At 45.2% G+C, this 21,239-nt stretch carries 20 protein-coding genes; 3 read left to right on the top strand and 17 right to left on the bottom strand.

The annotated features are described in order from the left end of the window. Positions 1-6: 6 nt before the first annotated feature. The 10 genes from hpt to yabP form a co-directional block, all read right to left on the bottom strand. Entirely contained in the window at positions 7-546 is a 540-nt protein-coding gene (gene hpt / locus AC1ECB_RS26015) for a hypoxanthine phosphoribosyltransferase (RefSeq protein ID WP_485669410.1), read from the bottom strand. A gap of 14 nt (positions 547-560) precedes the next feature. Beyond that, positions 561-1,952 (bottom strand): tRNA lysidine(34) synthetase TilS, encoded by a 1,392-nt coding sequence (tilS, locus tag AC1ECB_RS26010; RefSeq protein ID WP_485666505.1) that lies wholly within the window; start codon positions 1,950-1,952, stop codon positions 561-563. A 165-nt stretch (positions 1,953-2,117) separates the two neighbouring features. Continuing rightward, positions 2,118-3,233 carry an acyl-CoA dehydratase activase-related protein gene (locus tag AC1ECB_RS26005; RefSeq protein ID WP_485666504.1) on the bottom strand — a complete coding sequence of 372 codons (1,116 nt, stop codon included), beginning with the start codon at positions 3,231-3,233 and terminating at the stop codon, positions 2,118-2,120. Continuing rightward, positions 3,230-4,156: an acyl-CoA dehydratase activase-related protein gene (locus tag AC1ECB_RS26000; RefSeq protein WP_485666503.1), complete on the bottom strand. Its 927-nt coding sequence runs from the start codon at positions 4,154-4,156 to the stop codon at positions 3,230-3,232. The genes AC1ECB_RS26005 and AC1ECB_RS26000 overlap by 4 nt, the downstream gene beginning before the upstream one ends. Positions 4,157-4,387: 231 nt before the next feature. Further along, a complete protein-coding gene (spoIIE, locus tag AC1ECB_RS25995) occupies positions 4,388-6,841 on the bottom strand; it encodes a stage II sporulation protein E (protein WP_485666502.1) in 2,454 nt (817 codons plus the stop codon). 227 nt (positions 6,842-7,068) lie between these two features. Further along, entirely contained in the window at positions 7,069-7,509 is a 441-nt protein-coding gene (locus tag AC1ECB_RS25990) for a S1 RNA-binding domain-containing protein (RefSeq protein ID WP_051171540.1), read from the bottom strand. 105 nt (positions 7,510-7,614) lie between these two features. After that, a complete protein-coding gene (locus AC1ECB_RS25985; protein ID WP_485666501.1) occupies positions 7,615-7,902 on the bottom strand; it encodes an FtsB family cell division protein in 288 nt (95 codons plus the stop codon). Positions 7,903-7,998: 96 nt separating this feature from the next. Beyond that, positions 7,999-8,490, bottom strand: coding sequence for a spore cortex biosynthesis protein YabQ (gene yabQ, locus AC1ECB_RS25980; protein WP_485666500.1), 492 nt, complete (start codon positions 8,488-8,490; stop codon positions 7,999-8,001). A 66-nt stretch (positions 8,491-8,556) separates the two neighbouring features. Next, complete coding sequence (locus AC1ECB_RS25975; protein ID WP_485666499.1) at positions 8,557-9,285, bottom strand: lytic transglycosylase domain-containing protein; 729 nt, start codon at positions 9,283-9,285, stop codon at positions 8,557-8,559. 1 nt (position 9,286) lies between these two features. Further along, positions 9,287-9,568, bottom strand: a complete 282-nt coding sequence (gene yabP / locus AC1ECB_RS25970; protein WP_485666498.1) for a sporulation protein YabP — start codon at positions 9,566-9,568, stop codon at positions 9,287-9,289. 275 nt (positions 9,569-9,843) lie between these two features. Between yabP and AC1ECB_RS25965 the strand changes: the two genes are divergently transcribed. Then, a complete protein-coding gene (locus AC1ECB_RS25965; RefSeq protein WP_485666497.1) occupies positions 9,844-10,005 on the top strand; it encodes a hypothetical protein in 162 nt (53 codons plus the stop codon). Between the two features lie 121 nt (positions 10,006-10,126). Here AC1ECB_RS25965 and AC1ECB_RS25960 read toward each other — a convergent pair whose 3' ends face one another. The 4 genes from AC1ECB_RS25960 to AC1ECB_RS25945 are packed head-to-tail and all read right to left on the bottom strand — an operon-like array spanning position 10,127 to position 15,054. After that, a complete protein-coding gene (locus AC1ECB_RS25960) occupies positions 10,127-11,314 on the bottom strand; it encodes a Ger(x)C family spore germination protein (protein WP_485666496.1) in 1,188 nt (395 codons plus the stop codon). Next, the gene (locus AC1ECB_RS25955; RefSeq protein WP_485666495.1) at positions 11,311-12,423 is read right to left on the bottom strand and encodes a GerAB/ArcD/ProY family transporter; all 1,113 of its coding nucleotides are present in this window, start codon (positions 12,421-12,423) and stop codon (positions 11,311-11,313) included. The genes AC1ECB_RS25960 and AC1ECB_RS25955 overlap by 4 nt, the downstream gene beginning before the upstream one ends. Next, positions 12,416-14,056: a spore germination protein gene (locus AC1ECB_RS25950; protein ID WP_485666494.1), complete on the bottom strand. Its 1,641-nt coding sequence runs from the start codon at positions 14,054-14,056 to the stop codon at positions 12,416-12,418. Before AC1ECB_RS25950 ends, AC1ECB_RS25955 begins: the two co-directional genes overlap by 8 nt. 32 nt (positions 14,057-14,088) lie before the next feature. Continuing rightward, positions 14,089-15,054 carry a SpoIID/LytB domain-containing protein gene (locus AC1ECB_RS25945; protein WP_485666493.1) on the bottom strand — a complete coding sequence of 322 codons (966 nt, stop codon included), beginning with the start codon at positions 15,052-15,054 and terminating at the stop codon, positions 14,089-14,091. A 385-nt stretch (positions 15,055-15,439) separates the two neighbouring features. Here AC1ECB_RS25945 and AC1ECB_RS25940 point away from each other — a divergent pair, with 385 nt between their 5' ends. After that, positions 15,440-16,603: an MGDG synthase family glycosyltransferase gene (locus AC1ECB_RS25940; protein WP_485666492.1), complete on the top strand. Its 1,164-nt coding sequence runs from the start codon at positions 15,440-15,442 to the stop codon at positions 16,601-16,603. Between the two features lie 173 nt (positions 16,604-16,776). Further along, positions 16,777-18,375, top strand: a complete 1,599-nt coding sequence (locus tag AC1ECB_RS25935) for a CYTH and CHAD domain-containing protein (RefSeq protein ID WP_485666491.1) — start codon at positions 16,777-16,779, stop codon at positions 18,373-18,375. Positions 18,376-18,392: 17 nt separating this feature from the next. Here the strand turns inward: AC1ECB_RS25935 and pstA are convergent, their stop codons facing one another. From pstA to AC1ECB_RS25920, 3 genes are all read right to left on the bottom strand, one after another. Further along, positions 18,393-19,256: a phosphate ABC transporter permease PstA gene (gene pstA, locus AC1ECB_RS25930; RefSeq protein WP_485666490.1), complete on the bottom strand. Its 864-nt coding sequence runs from the start codon at positions 19,254-19,256 to the stop codon at positions 18,393-18,395. Then, a complete protein-coding gene (pstC, locus tag AC1ECB_RS25925) occupies positions 19,256-20,149 on the bottom strand; it encodes a phosphate ABC transporter permease subunit PstC (protein ID WP_485669409.1) in 894 nt (297 codons plus the stop codon). The genes pstA and pstC overlap by 1 nt, the downstream gene beginning before the upstream one ends. Positions 20,150-20,316: 167 nt before the next feature. Further along, positions 20,317-21,180 carry a phosphate ABC transporter substrate-binding protein gene (locus AC1ECB_RS25920; RefSeq protein ID WP_485666489.1) on the bottom strand — a complete coding sequence of 288 codons (864 nt, stop codon included), beginning with the start codon at positions 21,178-21,180 and terminating at the stop codon, positions 20,317-20,319. Positions 21,181-21,239: the final 59 nt, after the last annotated feature.

The following is a 21,239-nucleotide window of genomic DNA, read 5'->3' as shown; positions in this document are numbered from 1 at the left end:
AAGCATTTATCCCTCGTACGCTTCTGGTTTTAGTACCCCGATAAAAGGGAAGTTGCGATATTTTTCCGCAAAGTCTAATCCATAGCCAACAACAAAGTAGTCCGGGATAGTAAAACCATTATAAGCAATCGGCACCTCCACCTTCCGGCGATCAGGCTTATTTAAGAGCGTACAAATCTTAATACTGGCTGGTTTACGGGACCACAAATTTTCCATGAGATAGTTTAAGGTCAACCCTGAGTCAATAATGTCTTCTACGATAAGCACATGCTTATTCTCCACATCCTCATCAAGATCTTTTAAAATCCGAACAACGCCACTAGAGGAAGTAGTAGAACCATAGCTGGATACGGCCATAAAATCAATGGCTACCGGCAACTTGATAGCCCGGGCCAAATCAGCCATAAAGATTACCGCGCCCCGCAAAACACCAATCATCAATATTTCTTTGCCTGCATAATCCTGGGTAATTGCTTCGCCCAGTTCTTTAATCCGGCTAGCCACTTCTGTCTCACTAAATAATATCTTCTCCAGATCATCCATCATATTATTACTCATATTCAAAATTCCTCCTGTTTAGTAATGGTAAGCTGCAAGATTTTTTTCGTGGTTTCCGTAATCCGGGCATGCTCGCTTTGACGATAACCGGCAACCCAGATGATTTCTTGTTGGTCGGCAACAATGGGAACAGATTTGCGCACCGCTTCAGGAATCTTATTATCAATAAAGAAATTTTTGAGTTTTTTGCTGCCATTAAGTCCCGCTGGACGGAATCTATCCCCAGGCACTCTTGACCGCACAATGAGCGGCAAGGTCAACTTTTCAAGATCAAAGGCTGCACTATTTTTCCCTTTTTTTAGTGGCAGTGCTGTCGCCAACTCTGCCACTATTGTACTGCTGCCAATAGTCGTACTGCCAGGTATCACAACAGTTACTGTTTTAAGCTCTTTTGTACGCACAGGCTCAGATTGATACACAACGCCGTTCTCCACCACAAGACCTGTATATGTTTTTCTGGCAATATAGCCGCCAGGTAAGGTCAATAAAGAACCTACTGTGCCGGAAAGTACCATAGTAAGTAATTTTTCCACATGCTCAAAGCTTATTCCTGTCAAGGCACCACGTTTTTTCTCAATTGCCTGCCTGATTAACTCTCGCTGCAATGCTATAGGCAGCGCGGCTAACCCCTGGCTTTCAATAACTACGCAGTCTCCCGCTTTCACCACGTTGCCCCATAGCTTGGCAGCTTCCCCACAAATATAGTCGTGTTCATCACCTGCCAGCGAAGCCAACCGCCAGATGGCCTCCCGAATGGCCGGATTGTAACTTTTCTCCAAAACAGGCAATAGCTCTAATCTAATCCGGTTCCTCCGATACTCTGTAGTAAAGTTTGAGCTATCACGCCGTGGCTGCAACCCCTGTTCCTCACAATAAGCCTCAATCTCCGTACGACTGACCGCAAGCAGCGGGCGTATAACATCACCATTTAGAGGTTTCATCCCCCTAAGCCCACCACTACCTGTCCCGCGCAAAAAATTAAGCAATACGGTTTCCACTTGGTCATCGCGGTGATGGCCTGTGGCAATCTGTGCACCACCCCACGCGGCGGCAATTCTGCGCAAGCACTGATATCTAAGTAACCGTGCAGCCTCCTCCTGTGATGATATTTTATTAGCCTTACTATAGGCTGATACATCAATAGCCGTAACGAAACACTTTAATCCAAGGCTAGTTGAAAAAGCCTCAACAAATTCAGCTTCCCCAGCCGCCTCCGGGCGCAGCATATGATTTACATGGGCCACAGCCAAACTAAAAACATACTCGTCTTTCAGCCTATGCAAAATGTGAACCAGGGCCAGCGAATCCGGCCCACCCGAACAGGCGGCCAAAATTCGGTCGCCTGGCTTAACGAGCCGATAGTTGTTAATCCATGTTTTTACCTTATCAAGCATCTATTATACCTAGCTTCCTACATGTATTAGTATTTGTTGGCATTTTAGTTTTCCATTCGCGCCGCAAAGCGAAATTTCCTGCCTTAATTAACCATTATCCCTACATTGCCTGGTAAAAAAGGAACAGGGCGTATTCGCCCTGTAATTCAGTGCTCTTGACCTTTGTTAATGCAGAATCGATAGTTCACTGTCGATTTTGATAGTCTGTCGCAGCTTAGACTGCCGATATTTTAATAAATCAATAAAAGCTTCCAGTCTTGTCATAATACCGGCCTCACCAGTCTGTTCATCATAAGCAAGCGTAAGTACTGGCATGTCTATGTCCTGACTAACCTTTGGTAAAATGCTCTTTGCTACCACTTCCGGCATACAGGTAAATGGATAGACCTGAATAATTCCATCAAAGCCCTGTTGCTTTTTTAAAATAGTATACGCAATACTTTTCAGACCGTGCCCACCAACATAGTGACCAAGATAAGGTGCCGCTATAGTCGACAGCTTTTTATATAGTTCCAAATAGCTTTGGCGATGCAACAAATGTCCTTTAACATAATCACTTAAAAGCAATGTCTTCGAGACCTCAACCCCCATGTCACCAAGTCGGCGCTCCAGATTCTGATTGACAAAAGGTTCAAGCATTACATATATCTCCCCCACAATAGCAACCCGCAGGGGATTTAACGGTTGCACTACCCTTACCGCCTGAAACTTTTGTAACAACTCTTCCCGCAAGCCCTTGAGCGCCAAACAGCCTTCTGCGAGATCAATCTTCCTGACAGCCTGTTCCCATAGCAAATTTATGGAACCTCGTACAGACTCACCAGCCCTGAGACGATTAGCCTCACTACTAATATCGTCCAAAAGATTCATCTTAGCACCTGCCAGTTGAAAGGCCTTATATAGTTGGTGCCAGCTTGTATGGGGAGCAACATACTTTAGCTGCCGGTAAGATTCTACTAAGTTAGGCTCCACCGTAATCATCCTGAACCGATAGCCTAACTGTTCCAGAATTTTTTGTTGAATAACGCCATAATAGCCAAGACGGCAAGGGCCTTCGCCGCCACAAGTTACCAACGTATCGGCTCCTTGCTCCAGAGCCTCAATAAAGTTGCCTAAGGTCAGCTTAAATGGCAGACATACCGTTTCTGGCGATACCCTTGTCCCAAGCTCCATCGTATGTTTCGTAATAGGCGGCGGCACCAAAACCTGACATCCCAGTTGAGTAAATAATGCTTTTAAGACAATACTCAGCGTTCCCATATGGGGAAAAGTTACAATCATACATTTTGCCTCCGCTTAACCATGTCACTAAAGGCCTCCAGCCGTGTAACTAAACCAGCTTCTGCCGTATGCTCATCAAGTGACAGTTGCATGCAGGGAATATTTAGTTGGCTGGCTTGTTGCCGAATAAGTTCCCCTACCAACGCATCTGGTCCACAGGCAAAGCAGGTCATGAAAATAATGCCGCTTAAGGGGCGGCTCCCTGACATGAGTGCCATAGCCGCACCAGCAAGCGTATGACTATTAGACCAAAAAATTTTTTTCTCCAGTTTTGCCGCAGCACGGTTAATTTCTTCGCGTTCCACCATTTCAGGAGTAACAACCTGCATTCCTAGTTTGTTCAATTTTTCCAAAGTGTCAAGACTAACCTGGCGATCATAGATGATATATGGGTGACCAATAAGAGCAAGCCGTGGCCGCCCATCATAAGTCCATCCCACAGGCTGTATTCGTGCCCGGTACTGCCAAGCCCGAAACCAGGCATACAGACTTGCGACTACACCGCAGCCAAACAACTGTCCGATTGTAATAATAGCTTGGTACAACGGCCTGCTTTTTTTCCGCATATCGATATTTGTATCAATAATGGGCGGCAGGTGACCCACATTATTTCTAAGCACATCAGGCATGCCAATAATTTTCGGACACGTGTATTGCCCCTGCCGAATGCTAACAATTCGCGGCGAAAACAAATAGTCTACCTTATCACGCAACTGATAGGCATGGCCGAAAAAAACCTTTGCCGGCAGACACATCTCATCAAGAACACTCCCACAATCAAGTGTATGCCGCGTGGTTTCACCAGATAGTACCACTTCGGCCCCTAATTCAGACAAAAACCGTTCCCATACAGTTCCATACTGGAAATGCAATAACCCTTGCGGCACTCCCACACGCAGGCTCATGTTCTCAGACCTGGACATAAGGCTGCCGGCAGTATACTCAGATATATTTTCAAGTTACTCAACTCCTTGACGTCAATTAAATACTGCAATTACTTTGTTTCTGCTGCCTAGTAATTGCCACTTAGACCCATATGCAATTCCTAGTATGGCACAATGTTTCAGAATTATGCATCAGTAACTTGCATAATTCTGTATAATATATTGACATGGAAACTCCCGGATTAAATTCCGGGAGTTTCTTTTCCATAGTTATTGAACAATTCCTGGCCTGTCCGTTACCCTGGCTACCAGCACAGCCATATCATCCTTTGCTATACCGCCAGACAAGTGAATGGCCTGCTGTAACAGCCTATCAGCAATATCTTGCGGCCGTTCACTTCCTGTACGTCGCAGGAAATTAGCTACCCAGCAGTCATTATCAGTACCATGGACAGCATCTGTAATACCATCACTCACCATAATCACAATATCACCTGGAGCCAATACGCGTCTAACAGGCTCAATTTCGACCTGCTCTAGTATCCCTATAGGTGGCGATACCGGGTTAATTGTCGTCACCTCCCGGACCCGTTTAATATAACTGGGAGCCGAACCGACCTTCAAGAACTCGGTTTTGCCGGTAAATGTGTCGACTACTGCCATATCAACAGTAGCAAAGGTATCACCTGGCATTTTAATCAGCAACATCGAATTAACCATCTTTACAGCCGTATCTACATCAAAGCCTGCGGCCAATAACCGCTGCAAAAAGCTAACAGCCTGACCACTACTGTTGGCAGCGGCTTCACCACTACCCATTCCATCACTTAAAATAAGTGCTGTTCGACCCCGGCTGACTGACTGAACCACACAGGTATCGCCAGAAACCTGGCTTTCAGCTTTGGCAGCTGTCGCCATACCAGTTTCCACATAATACCGTTCATCCAGTTCCATAGTTAGTTTACAATTTTTATGCCGAATTTTATTGCCACAGTCGGCATGTAGTATCATTTTCTCCTGTAACAAATTGGACGTTACCGGCAATATCGTATTGATACATTCCCGTGTCCCATCACAGGCCGTTTTTTGAGCTGCTACCATAACCTTGCCTTGTTCACTAATTACCTGTACTGCGCTTAGCGGGCAACCTAACTCAGCAGCCTGTTCTGCCAGCATCTCAGCAACCTCCCTGTCTGTCTGCGGGCCCCTTTTCAATTCTTGTACCAGATTGCCAATAATTACTCCCGTTGCTTGCAGTTGCTCTACAGCCGTCTGACGGCACTCTGCTATTTTTTTGTGCCAATACCAATAGGTTTGGTTGGTTTCTGCGGCCTGATTAATAAGTTCAACTAACACTTGCCGGTTTACACACGAGCTTTTGATGATATCAGGTATCGTACCATTTTTAAGTTTCCCCGCTTCAGCTAGGGCTAGCATATCCAGCATAGCTTGATAGGTTAGATAAAAATTCTGGTCCCAGCACTCACTTCTCCGTACACAGGGACCGCAAATCCGTTCTCCAACAGTTGTAAGCAGGTGCGCTAACTGCCCCTCTTTAATTTTTTCATTATAAGCAGCCGATTTCCCGTCACTGTCGGCACTGAAGGTTTTGGCTAAATCACCAAAAATACAGGAAATATTATTCAACTTTCCTACAGCCGCATAAATCATTTGCTGGGCAACCTTACCCTCATCTACCTCATCAAGACATTTTTCCCGCCACTGGCTCAGTTTCGCAGCAGGTACCAACATAAAGACTGCTCCGGCAACTGTTACCTCTATCAGAACCAACAACAACTGACTTGGTTGTCCCAAATATAGCACCGCGATGGCACTCCCGAGCATAAACCCAAGCAGCACTGCCGGTTTTCCCAGTTCTCGAAATACCCCGCCAATCATTCCTGCCACAGCATACATAGCAATGGCCGTGGCCGCATCACCATCACTTAACCCAATAACCAGTCCGGTAATCACCCCCACTGCAGCACCCACGCCCGAACCACCGCTAAAGGCCAGCGTCATAGCAATAAGTGAGCCTGCAATATTGCGTAAACTATAGTCGTATATCGTCAAGCTGCCCAATCCAGCAACCGCTATGGCCAGCATAATCGTGCCACCAAGCAGATTTTCAGACTCGATCTGCTGTTCCCTTGTATTAGCAAGAAATAACGGCACACCATAACGAAAAATAAAAGCCACTATCATACATAATGTCGCATCCAAAATCACCAGCAACATACCGTATAAACTTAAATCCCGCCACGGCATAAGTGCTGCACCACTTAAAAACATGCACCCAAACAAAAACAACGGCACAGTCTGTATTTTTTTCTCATACCGCGTCAGCTTGTCTGATAAACGCCAATATAAGAGTATTGATAACAGATATATGATCGCCTCCTGGTAAAAACCTGCACTCAACACACCGACCAATGCCCAAATCCCAACAGCTGCTGCCCGCTCTCTGGCCAAACCGGCAACAGCAGCAAAGAGCGCTAACCCGAATGGAGCCACCTCTCCCAGTAACGATACCCGCCCAAGCAGGAGTGCCAGGATATGCAGCGGCAAATTGTGCTGATAAACCAGTTCCTTTCCTCTGGTCCTCACCCAAGCAAAAAATTCCTGAAAAACCGGCTTTTCCTCTTGCCTCAACTCCGCTGACGGCCTCATAGGTGGTGCCTGGAGAATTTCTTCAGGCAAAGTAATAACAGATACTTTTGGCATGGTTCTTCACCCCTGTAAAAAAGTGTCTTACGTCCAATTAAGATTTTACATAAATTACCACTAAGAGGTTTGTCTATTTACGCCACCGATGTAATAAAATAATCTGACATAAATTCAATACAAATGCCAAAAAACCACCTGGCTACTCATCACCAGGTGGTTCCTGCTTATATTATCATTAATTATTCCATTTTTTGTCGATAAAGACAATTCACTATGACTACACCCTAATGCGCAACTCCACCAGCACCGGCGCCACCGCCAGCACCGCCGCGACCGCCACTGCCGCCACGTTTAGAATCCGTACTGCGCTTCAAATCAGACTGGCGCTCGTCACTGTCTTTTAAAAACTTACTCAGCTTATCCTCAAATGTCAAACTATTAACTCTATTAGAACGACGGAAATCGTTGGTATGCGGTTTTCTTGGTGCAGGAGGTTGCAGTTGCTTAATAGAAAGGCCGATTTTACCGCGATCATCTACTGATAAGACCTTAACTTTTACCTTGTCCTGCTCTTTTAAAAAATCCTTAACATCGCGGACGTATACGTCAGCAACTTCGGAGATGTGAATTAAACCTACCTTTCCACCCGGCAACTCAACAAAAGCGCCAAAATTAGTTATGCCGGTCACAACTCCCTCAACAACACTGCCAACTTCAATGGACATACTAATCAAATTTCCTCCTTAAAATCTCTCGTACTTTTTTATTTATTTTTGGAACCCGTAATTCATATTATACTCTTGTCAATGAAAATGTGTCAAGAATGACGTTTACCGGGAAGGAATATAAGGTACTTCTCCCGGCTTTACCAAACCCAACTGTTCGCGGGCCACCTTTTCAATATAGGCAGCTGTGCTTAGCTTCTCTTTTTCTGCAGTCAGAGTATTATTGAGCTCAACCGCATCAGTCATGCGGGCACTCACTAACTGAGATTCCTGACGAATTTTAGAAAGCTCAGTTTGTTGACCAATAAAGACATAGCAAAAGTATCCGACCATAACCGCGATACATAATCGAAACCAGCTAAATTGTCTTGTTGTCCTGCATTTTTTGCTCATACATATCACCATATTCTTTGATTGTTATTATATTCGCTCTTTATATAACAAATCCTCTTAGCCCTGGAAATTTATATAAATAATTCTGATCACTAGTCATGGTGGCAGTATTTCCTCTGGCGGCGGCGGTGGCGGTGGCGGCGACCGCCATCTTTTGGACCAGCATTTATACTTCCTTCCCATTATTTTAACCGGGGAAAAAAACATTCGTAGAATTACAACCAGCGGCCTAATAAAAATAAAAGCAATTATTCTTTTGGCCATATGTAAAACTTTGGCCGTAAGTTTAAACAAGCTTACAATAAGCTTCATAACATGGCGGCTGGCTAGGCGGTAATAAAAAAACAGTCCGGCAAATAGCGCAATTACCACATATAATCGGAGTTCCCCCCAGTTGCTAATAAGTAGTGCTGCAAACGCAATGGCCGCTGCAAGTAGGCAATAAATTAAATCTGTAACTGAGGTAATTAACAAGGGTGGACGGAACCGCCATCGCAATATCCTATAGGTATCAAACAATACACCGAGAATTATGCCAGTAGCCATAATAACCCAAAATGTCTTAACCTGCGTCGAAAACTCCATCATCTCACCCCCTGGCTGGTGTAGAGTATTATCTTTTCACCATGACAACAGAACAAAAGGTATAGACCTTTATCGCCAGCGGAAACCCCGGTATCGCCGAAATAAATTCCTACCCAATAACAATAGCGCAAAGGCAGTCATCACACTGCTCCAGCCCAGCGCCTGCGCGACTTTTATCCAGATTTGAGCTGTTAACCCAGTTGGAGGTAATCGTCCGCTTAGCTGATACCAATAGTCAACTACTCTTGCCACATATTCTGTTGTCTCAGCATATGGTGGGATTCCGCCATACCTGTCAACAGCTCCTGGCCCAGCATTATAGGCTGCTACTGCCCATTCTGTGTGACCTTCATAGCGTTTAGCCAGTTGACTTAAGTAACAAGCACCAATCGCAATATTAAGTTCAGGATTATAAAAACAGTTACTACCACATTCCCCTTCATGGCGGCCGCTGCAAACTAACGCCTGGCGATTGACCAACCGCCAGGTATCTGGCATAACCTGCATAAGTCCATAAGCCCCAGCCTTAGATAGTGCCCGGGGGTCGAACGAACTCTCGGCCTTAATTACGGCAGCAATAAGCCTTGGACTAACCCCATACTTTGCGCCAGCCTGGTTAATAATCGCCGCATAAGGCAGGTCTTTCACTTCTTGTGGGCTCACTGTTTCTGCTGTAAATCTTGCATATAGAGCAACACGGCTATAGTCGACCAGAATGCTTGCCAGACTAAAAGCCACAACCTGAACCACAAATACAGACAGCAAGAACAGCCACAGCGACAATGCCCGGCTGCGCACTTTATTTCAAAAACCGTTCCAACAGACCTTTTTTCTGACGTGACTCTTCTTCGTAGTACATGCCCTTAACTGTTCCTTCTATAATAATATTACCTTGCTCCAGATTGAGCTGCTTAATATTAAGGCTTTCGCCTTTAATGATCAGTACACCCTGCTCGGTTTCCATGACAATTTCCTTTTCATCATAGCTGCCCAGGCTAACAACCCCATCCACATTGAGTTCCTCCCTGTCAACCAGCGTTAACTGATGCCGCCATTTAGGAGTCTTGTTATCTATCGGCATAAACTCTCCCTCCTAGCCAATGCTATTTCAGATTATGTATATGCGACAACATGCTCTGTTAGTACAAGAGAAGCCTGAAGTTTCGTTTAGGTCTTAATAAAAAAATGCCGGTTATTTGACCGGCTTGCTTTATCGCAATTGTTTTTACATATACTAACGCTGATAACTTACGTATTCTGTTCAAACGGAGTGATTTTTTGGACACTTTGGCTCAAGGTTATTCGGCAGGAGAGATACTATTGTTTCTCCTTATTCATATGCTACAGGGGGAACTTTTGTTAGTTCTATTAGGTACATCACTAGCGGCCTTGCTGCTCTACAGCGCTTATAAAAAACAAAACAATAGAATCGCTGAACAAGTATTCTCACGTAATATTGCTGCTGCCTATACCTCGATGGCCCTAGCGATATGGCTGGCTGGACGCATGCTGAGGTAATCGCCCCTCATGCATTTTATCTTGGATACGAGTCAAGACTCCCGCTCTATAGGCGGCGTTAATTCAGGTGGAGTAGACTCTCCACCTGAATCCCCAATGTTTCAGCTATGCTGAAACGAGTTTACTTATGTTCACCTACGTTTAATATCGATACTCTGACATCAACATACAGCGAAATGTCAGGATATATTTCATCCCACCGATCTTCGATTTGAGCCCAGGTTTTGGGTTCATAGGCCTTTAGATATTTTTTTAAGTACATGGTATCAATTCCCTCCTGTTTAGATAGATTGAAAGAATGTGATATATTTCTTTTAATTTCTTCGGCAAATATTGCTTCGGCTTCTTCTAGAAACTCACTATCCATCGTATTATGATACTCCTGGCAGGTTACTTCACTAATATTTCCCCGAAAGGCTATATTGAGCGTAAAGTAGATTTTATCGCCATCAACATGCGGCGTCATGATAGTGTTGTGCCGAAATAACTCAAACAAAACTATATGCCCCGGGTGCTTCGGGCAGGCAAAAATAAAAGTCCCTGATTTTAGATTTCCCCGAACAAGGCGTATCCCCTTAATGGTATACTCGTCCCAATACCCGATAAACCTGTCATTGCGAAATATGGCCAAGCCGTTAACCTTAACCTGCTTATCCTTATATTCCAGCCGGGGAAGCATCACATCCCCCTTACTGTCAAGCGTCATCGAAGTAAAACCAAGGTCTGTCTTTGCTGAGCCAATATGGGGATCTCTCGTATTGTTTCTAGATATATTACCGAGGTAGATTCCACCTGCTTCTCCAGTCGGCGGAATGAACTCCAGCACCTCCCTGGCCTCGCCCGGAACAATAAATAGCCTTGAGCGCCAACGCATTTCAGCGTCTCTGCGCCAAAAATCAATGATTTGTCGCAGATTATAGGACTTTACCACTGCTTCACTAATCAGGATGGCTTGAATATGCTCAAAATACGGTCCTTTACTGGTTTGTCCCAACATGTCTCTAATCATTGCATGCACGGCCCGTCCAGTATTCGATATCACAAAAGTCTTACCCTCATTCTTAGGTCCTGACTCCCCTCCAGCCGGCGTCAGTTTTAGCATTTGCAAGCTAATCCGAAGCGGTTTAGGTATCCCCGGACGATCAGTAAAACTTTCCAGTTCGGTGCCACCCTGCTTGCCCTCTTCTGCCAAATCAATGGCGACCGCCAAAACAAAACCGCGCTCCTGCAATTCCCGCCGATCCCAACAACCTGCCGTCACTACACAGCATAAAAGCAAAATACATACCAGTACTGCCTGGCATCTCATGTAGTTCTCACCTTTATCCTGCGTATTTTCCACCTGGCGACAAGATAGGTTACCGGAATAACCACAAAGGAAAACACTAATCCAGGCCAGTGTACATAGTCAACAAACACAATGTACGTTGATAAATCGTGCAAACTCATTGCACCAATAAACAGTACCGGTATAAATAGCAGCACAAATGGCTGATGATCATTATACCCATAGGTTTCGGCAACAACATTGGCCACAACGAACATGGGTAAAGTAATGCTACATAATGCCAGTGGTATCCACGCCAAATATAGATAATTATCAACCCGCTCGATAAAAGTACCCGGCAGTTCAATACCCCTTATGGTAACCGCTGTCGGATAGGGAGTTGCCTTGATCCCCTCCAACGATTGGGTGCCAATAACCATAAGGATAGCAACAGCCATTAGCAAGCCCTTTAGCGCAAACGCAGTCCCCACCGCCGTGGTAATTTGGCTCTTTCCTCTGTAAACCCACGGCAATAGCCAAAGAATAGACTCATACCCAAAGTAAAAAAACCAACTCTCTAAGGAGCCCTTGACCAATCCGACTATGTTAATCGGCCAAAAAGGATATATGTTGATAAATTCAAAGTTGATAAAGCCGAGCAGCATTATACCAATTAACATTGGCAGCGCCGTAAAAAACAGGGTTTGCTGCACACGCAGCACTGTCCCCAAATCCTGTATAGCACAGTAGGCCGCAACACCCAGTAAAGTCAAGATAATAACCTCCGGCGGCGTCCTGTCGAACATAAAAAAGATAATTTCCTTGGAAAATATTTGCAGAAAGGCAATTGCCCGAACCAACATGATAGTTACCAAAAACCATACTAGCAGTATCGTCATCCGCCGTCCCCATATGCGCTGAAAGTAGCTGGTAAAACTCTCGCCAGGAAATAATTCCCCTAGCTTTATCATTAAGTATGCTGCGCCAAAATATACCCCCCCGGCGACAAACGGCACAAGCCAAGCCAGTTGCCCTGCTGACGGAATCAGTTTATTCGTCGAAAGTATCATATCAGATCCAATACCGGTCATTAACAAAATAATGCCAAGCTGCCAGGGCGACATTTCGTTACGTTTTTGAAGGCTATCCACTACTTTCCCCCCGTCTGTCCCTTTCCTGCGCTCCGAGTTCTTTGGGCCGTGCTCCAAGAGAATTCCCCGGCATACGGATAAGCTGATCTGCCCAATCCTCTAACAAGGTAATGTTCATTATGCCCCCAAGATAGGATTCGCCAAAATTTTGGAGAGCACAAAGATGGATCGTAATCACCAGCAAGCCAATCATTACTCCGTATAAACCTAACATTGATGCCAGAATAAGTATCGGCACCCGGAAAGTTCTGAGTGCCATACTGAACCCCCAAGACGGCATAGTATAAGATGCAATCGCCGTAGTTGCAATGACTACTACCAGTAATGGATTGATAAGGCCGGCCTGAACAATGGTATTACCAATAATAAACCCGCCAACTACGCTGGCTGCGCCAGCAAGTTTCTGCGGCATCCTAGCAATAGCCTCCTGAAAAAGTTCAAGTATTATTTCCATGGCCAGCGCCTCCAAAAAGGAGGGAAATGGCGTACGGGATCGCAACTCGGCAACTGATATTGCCATAGCGGTTGGCATCAGCCCCGGATGAAAAGATACTACCGCAACATAAATACCTGGAAGATAAATGGCAATGAACGCCGACACATGCCGGGTAATACGTAAAAGCGTGGCTACGAGCGGCGGCATAGTATAATCTTCCGGACTTTGCATAATCAAAGCGTAAGTACAAGGTACAAGCATGGTAGCAGGCGTGTTATCGACTATAATGGCAACTCGACCTTCATAGATTGCTGAAACCGTTTTGTCGGGACGCTCTGTCATTTGAAGCTGCGGAAAGGGCGTCCATTTGTTATCTACAATATGTTCTTCAATATTGTAAGACGCTAAAACCTTGTCAATTTTAATACTCTCAAGGCGCCGCTGTACTTCCTCCACTAAACCAGGCTTAACCAGATTTGCCGCATAAACAATTGCCACCGCGGTTTTGGTACGTTCCCCCAGCTGCATAATCTTTACTTTTACATTCGGATCTCTGGCCCGCCGTCTGATGAGGACAAGGTTATCCGATAATGTTTCATTAAAGGTATCATGCGGTCCTCTGAGTACATCTTCAGCTCCGGCCTCAACACTACGCTTTACATGCTTCACCGCTCCTACTACCAAGGATTCTGCCATACCGTCAATAAACAACAATGCTCTGCCGGTCATAACCGATTCAATAGCTGCTGTCGCCTTGCTTACTATCGTAACGTTAGCAATACTTAACTTTTCATTGACCAGAGAAGCAAGACTGGCAATTGTCTCCCTATTGCTGTTAGACTGCGTTGACGACTCGGAAGTAAAGGTCTTCATGATGCTTTCGCCAATCATGTCCGTATCTGTCAAACCATCCAAGTAGATGAGTAGTGCTGGGTTGCCATATAAGCTGAAGGAGCGCATCTTAACATCTTCACAATCACGGAATACTACCTCTAACAGCTTTTTATTTTCGCTCAAATCGGTTGTAAAGATGAACGGCTGCCCTGCTGGTGCTGCAACCTGCCTGAGGTCTGCCACAATTTGCGACATTCGCTCACCTAAACGGGCGCTGACCTTCACTACGCGTTGCAAACACTTTAGTTCGCCTCTGGCTTGGTCGAGCGAAGCTGCGGGAAATTGGACAGATAGTTTTTTCAAACAAATCTTTCTTGGGTTTTGTCTGCTTGGACTTAGTTCCACCGTTTCTCAACTTTTACGTCTTTGAAATAGTAAGTAACAATTTCTTCAGGTTTCTTACCATCTTTAGCCATTCGGTTTGCCCCCCACTGGGACATGCCAACACCATGACCATAGCCCTTACCGGCAAAAGTCACATTTTCTTCACCGACTTCGATCTTGTCGAGCAGCATTGACTTTAACTTAGTACTATCTAATGCCACTCTCAGTTCTGGTCCAGCTACCTCGACTTCTTTGTTAACCATAAGCACTGTGGCCCGCCCTGACGGGCCTTTTTGTGCAATTTCTACGCTGCTGATATCATTTACTTTTTTTCCTATTTTGGCCATCGCACTTATGACCTCTTCTTTAGGAAAGGCAACTGTCCAATTTTTTACATCTTCAGGTGCCAGATCGTCCGGCGACTGCACTGACTGGATATATGCCGGCTCAGCATCCCGGTAGTTAAGCCCTTCTTTTGCTGTTGCAGTAATGCCGCCTGCCGATGCGTGGAACCAACCTTTTATGGGTTTACCCTGGTAAGTTATAATCATGCCCCGCGTCATTTCCACAGCCTTTTTGACATTGTCATTAACAGCCTTGGCATTATACGCTTGGAATTCCTTGATATCTGTGGACGCCTGGGTGCCACGCTCAGGAACACCGCCTTTGGTTTCTATGGCCTCCACTGTAAAAGTACGGGCAATAATGGCTTGCGCCGCCAAGGCTTCTACCGGCCACTCGGTTTTCATCTCTCCGGCCACTACTCCGGCAAGATATTCTTCCATCTTCATGGTTTTCTTTTCGCCTGTTTCATGCATAAACACAGTAATCTCGGGTTCATTTTGCTGGAGTGCCTGCTTCTGACCCAATGGGGCCTGAGGCGTTTCGGGTTTTTTCTGTGGTTGATTATTACAACCAATGAGCGCCATGCACAAAAATACTAGTAATACAAAATAACCAATACTCTTTCTAATCATCCTAAAGCCACCTCACTAAACATTTTCTTTACATACTTTTATTATTATGGCAATTGGATGCCTGTTGCATGCATTTCGAAACCTTTTAAGGTTATAGATCTTGACCTTGATAACTTTAAAGCGTACAATGATACATGGATAATAGTATTGACCTATTTGTCCGCAAAGTTAAAAGCCAGCAGCAACCACTTTGTTTAAGATTATAATCCCAAAGCGGTGTTATTTAGTTTCACAGTCAAATAAATTAAGACGCAACGCGTCGCGCCGATATTGCAAGCCCATTTCGCAATGAACGCGCGCGTTTTTTTATCCAGATAAAAAGTATTATTTTCCTTGGATTAAACGACTATACCCTTATATTGAGGTTAATGACGAGGTGATCACTTTGTCGTCTACAAATAAACCAGCAAAAATTTTATTAGTCTCAGCATCTGTCGGTGATGGACATACCCAAGCCGCTCTGGCCATCAAGGCAGCTTTAGAAAACCACGCGCCGGCCACTGTGCAAGTAGTTGATTTTATGGCAGGTGAAAACTCCTATCTTAATACGCTTGTAAAAGAAGTTTACCTCAAACTTATCGATATTTTTCCTGATATGTATGACCTCTTATACCGCTTTTCGCAAATGCCGCTGCCAGGGAGTAAAGTCCAAAGCCTTATGGCTATATTCATGAAGCGTAGTATGCTTACACTGATTAATACCCACCGTCCGGATGTCATTATCTGTACCCATCCCTTTCCCTGTGGTGCTGCGGCCTACCTTAAACGTACCCACAGAATTACTCATCCCCTTATTGGTGTTATTACCGATTTTGCTATTCACCGTTTCTGGCGCTATAACGAAACAGATATGTATTTTGTCGCTACTCCGGAACTTAAACAAAAATTAGCAACCCAAGGCATTAGCCTACCGCGCATTCACGCCACCGGCATACCTGTTAGTCCAAAATTCAGCTATATTCCTGAGCAAGCCGAACTAACTATTCTTCGCCAGCAGCTAGGTTTTTCCAATAATCAGCCGATACTACTTATCATGGGCGGAGGGTTAGGATTAGGCGATCTTGAACAAGCGGTACTAGCCCTTGATGCTTTGTTATTACCCTTTAACTTAGTGGTGGTAGCCGGACGCAATGCAACCCTGCGCCGCAAGCTTTTAGCCAAGACGTACTCTTGTGCTCACCCGCTCAAAGTATTTGGCTATACCCGGCATGTTCCCGAACTTATGTCAGTCGCCGATCTCTTAATTACTAAACCTGGAGCCCTTACCATCAGTGAAGCTCTTTCCATGAGACTACCCCAACTCTTATATCAGGCCATCCCCGGTCATGAAGAAGAAAATGCCGCTTATTTGACCCGGAAAGGGGCGGCGCAGTGGGCCCATAACAGCCAGACTCTCGCTACCACTGTCAATAAACTCCTTACAAACCCGGCGCAGCTTGACTATATGCGTCAAATGGCTGCCTTAATTGCTCATCCAGCAGCTTCCCAAACAATTGCCACCACCCTCTGGCAGGAGCTGTTTCAAACCGATACTGCACTATCACGCTGACTGATCTGCGTGACACTTCTTTTAACCCCTTTTCTGTCAGCGGCTTTTACACCATAATAAGTACGTAAAACCGGTTCTTTTGCCACTATGTCAAAAGAACCGGTTTCTTATAAAAGGCGTTTTTGCATTATACAGCGAATAGATACATAACAGCTCAAGGAGGTGTTTTTCCATTGTCAAACACAGAAGCAGAACTAAAATTGCGGCTAGCTGATCCCACCTGCCTGAATACCCTACTCAATTCCTCTTTGCTAAAAGAACTGTCAACTCAGCCAATCTACAAACAACTGCTTGATACCACCTATTATGATACTCCTGATCAGCGATTACTGAAATCACGCCTGTCTTACCGTTTACGGTTAGCAGACAGCAAGTGGACAGCCACTGTTAAAGCTGATGGTACAAGTGACGGCGGACTTCACCAGCGCGCTGAATATAATATGGAAGTCGCCAACCCGCTCCCCACCCTTATGCCTTTTATGCTTACCGATATCGGCGCCCGGCTAACCGCGGCGGTGGGTGAAATGCCACTCGAACCAATTTTTCGCACCCGGTTTGAACGCCACATACTGAATCTTACTGCCCCAGACGGCAGCAAGATTGAATTGGCGTTAGATGATGGTGAAATTTTAGCTGGTGATAAACAACAAAAGCTGTTGGAGCTTGAACTTGAATTAAAATCCGGGCAGCCGCAAGCCTTGATTTGGCTGGGAGCGGCTTTAGCTGATGAATTTCCGCTATTACCAGAGCAAGATAGCAAGCTATACCGGGCAGCTATGTTGTCTGGCATAACTGATGGACTTGGACAAGATAACGCACTCCCTTCTCCTTTGAAAAAATCCAGCGGGTCCCAGCCAGCTCAGCAAGTACTTGGTCAAATGATTATTTATCACCTGCATGCAATAATCAGAGCGCAACAAGCTTATTTAGCCAATCCTGACGGTATAGAAGAAGTACACGATTTCCGCATAGCTTTTCGTAGACTACGCGCCCTGGTACAGCTTGCCAAGCCGCTGCTGCCACACGAGGAATATACCGCTTGGCAAACCAAACTCACTGCCTGGAGTTATAAGCTTGCCCATGTTCGCGATCTTGATGTATTTAGTCTAATCTGGGACGAAATAACTTGTGCTGTAACAAATATTCTTCCCCATCAAACAAGCAAACCTGTTTTAACAGCCTTAGTTGCTGACAAATGCCAATCAGCAAGAGCCAGCCTCTATACCGAAATTGCCACTGGTCAATGCACACCTATATTATTGGGTTTATGGTCGTTTATCGAAAATTGCCCCGACCAAGCTGCCACTAATCCGCAGCCAACCTGTAAAAAATTTGTTCTGGAACGCTTAACCTACTGGCTTGCCCGCTTTCTCAAACAAGGCGATGAGTTGGATATTAATAACCTGAGTGCTGCCCACGAGCTGCGAATTGCCAGCAAGCGCCTACGGTATACACTGGAATCGCTGGCACCTATCCTGCCTGACAATACCCGTTTACTCACCAAACGGTTGGAACAGCTACAAGATCTGTTAGGCCAAATTCAGGATACTGCCTTTACTCCACAGCTGTTGCAAGAGCTTGTCAAAGCCTCCGCCAGCCGCCTTACCCACCATGATGCCGGTCTGATCACCGGTTGGCAATTAGCCAGAGCAACCGCTGCCATAGAGAGCTGGGATACAGCTTGGGCTAAAGTAAAAAAAGCAGCAGCAAAAGCAAAAAAACTAAAAACACTCGAAAATACTGATAGTAATAAAAGAAGTCCTGAGCTATAAGCTCAGGACTTCTTTTGTTACTGACCGCTGCCAGCCATTTTACGCTGGATATATTTGCCAGGAAGTGTAAACATCAGGTTAAAAATCAAAATTGTAATGATTAACAATGCTCCAGTACCATCAGCAATTGCAACCCGGTCAGGTACAAGGCCAACCGCCATAACATACCACATATGCACCGCCAGTGTTTCGCCGCCAGCCATAACATTAAAATCAGGCATGCTGCGTGATACCGTAGTCCCGGCAGTAAATATTAAAATAGCCGTTTCCCCCAGCGCCCGGCCAGCTGTCAGAGTAATACCGGTAATGATTCCCGGCATAGCATTCGGCAGTACCACCTGCCAGATAGTCTGCCATTTGGTTGCCCCCAGTGCCAGGCTGGCTTCACGATAATACGCAGGTACAGTACGAATTGATTCTTCAGTTACCCGTACCAGCACCGGCAGATTAAGCAGCATCAAGGTAAGCGAACCACCAATGATACTAAACCCCATGCCAAACATATTAACAAAGATAATCATCCCGAACAAAGCCAGCACAATCGAAGGTACTGTTGCCAGGCTTTCCGTACTTAAGCGAATCATATTTGTCAGCCGGTTATTACCGGCATATTCGGCTAGATATATGCCCGCACCCACCGCCGCAGGAAGGGAAAATAACATCGACAGTCCGAGTATATAGAAAGAATTAAATAACTGCGCCCCAACACCACCACCGGCATTGATGTCACTAGACTGACCTGTAATAAAATCCCAGGTCAAAACTGGTAAACCCCTGACCAGCATATAGCTTAGAAAAGCAACTAATATCAGTAAAATAAGCATACCAGCCAACCACATAATTGCAGTTGCCATTTTATTCTGACTTTGTGCTGACAACATTATGCCATCCTCCTTGCCGCAATCTGCCTAATAAGCAAAATCATTACCAACGATATAATTAGCAGAACCAACGCCATTAAGAATAGCGAATTCCCCCAGGCCGAGCCAAAGGGTGTATTACCCATTTCGACAACAATTTCACTAGGGAGAGTCGACGTCGGCGTAAACAGCGATTTTGCCATTTGCGGCGTATTGCCAATTACCATTTGCACTGCCATGGTCTCCCCGATAGCTCTGGCCATAGCTAAAATGATGGCCGTCAAAATTCCTGGTAGTGCAGAAGGCAATAGCACCTTAGCGATGGTCTGCCAGCGGGTAGCGCCCAAGGCCAGCGAAGCTTCTTCTAAAGTCCTGGGTACAGCCCTAAGGGCATCTTCGGAAATACTAATAATTGTCGGCAATATCATAATGGCTAGAATAATTGCGGCCGCGAATAAGCCAAAGCCAGTATTGACATGAAAAAACTCACGAATAAAGGGAACTAACACAGTCAGCCCAACATAGCCATATACAACCGAAGGAATAGCAACATATAGATCTGTGGCTGGACGCATGATCTCCCGCAGCCACTCTGGCGCAATCTTAGCCATAAAAACAGCTCCAGCCAGACCCAGAGGCGCACCAAACAATACCGCCAGTATGGTTACATACACTGAACCCGTAATAAAGCTCAAAGCGCCATATTGGTTTTCTGTCGGATCCCATTTTGAGGATAGGAAAAATTCCATTGGACTGATTTCTTTAAAAGTGGCCAGACCTTGCTGTCCTACGAAAACAATGATTGATAAAATAATTACCGTCATAAGAAAAGCACTGGTAATAAATAGATAGCGTACATACCGGTCATATAGCAGCGTTCGCTGATGCTCCCGGTTGTCAGCAGTTGTTGCCATCACAAAAGTCACATCCTGTCTAATATAGTCCTTTTCTCAATTATACTTCACTAGCATCTCCATTTTTGTTAATGCAATGTTAAGATTGTGTTAAGCTTGCAAGAGCCTTGAACCACAAGGTCCAAGGCTCTTGGTTACAAACCTATTCAGTTGTCTTTTTTAACAAACTACTTCATTTTGGTAATAGGTACAAACCCGTTTTTCTCAGCATAAGCCTCCTGGAATTCTTTGCTTGTTGCATAATCAATGAAGGCTTTTACTGCACCAGTGGGTTCACCTTTGGTAAACATACGCCCATAGGTAAATACCGGATATTTGCCGTTGATCACGTCATTGATACTATACTTAACGCCATTATAGGCCAAAGCTTTTACAGACTGGTCGGCATAAGCGGCATCAACATACCCAATAGCGCCCGGCGTACTGGCAATGGCGGCTCTTACAGCACCGTTGGAGTCTTGAATAACCGCATTATCGGTAAAGGCTGCGCCTTTAAGCACAATTTCAGCAATAGCCCCACGTGAGCCAGAAGATTTGGCCCGGTGGATAAGGGTAATTTTTTGATCCTTGCCGCCAACCTCGTTCCAGTTAGTCACCTTGCCTGTGAGAATATCAGCGTATTGTTGTTGTGTCAGATTGTCCACAGAAACATCGGAATTGGTAATGAATACAAATGGAATACCGACAAGCTTGGTTTCTACAAGCCCTTTATCTTTGAGGTTATCTTGCAGGGGCACATCAGAGTTACCGATATTCACCGAACCGGCACCTACTTGGTTTTGACCAGTAAACGATCCACCGCCGGCAATATTAACTGTTACTTTTGCATTTTTCTTCTGAAATTCTTCTTGAGCCGGTTTTAAGAACGGTAAGAGCGCTGTCGAACCAGAAGCAGTTACCGTACCTGATAATTCCGCCTGCGCTGTGCCTGCATCTTTAGGAGCCTCTTTTTGACCACCGCAGCCAGCCAGTAAGCTTACGCCCAGCACCATAGCCAACGCACCGGTTAGCATTTTTTTAGAAAGTTTCATAGTTATTATTGACCTCCTCGAAATTTGTACATTTGATATATTCATTGTAAATCACTTTA

The organism is Sporomusa sp. 246TCP1 (assembly GCF_057319775.1).
Note: the sequence above shows the minus strand (reverse complement) of the source record. Positions and strands in the feature narration are given on the sequence as shown.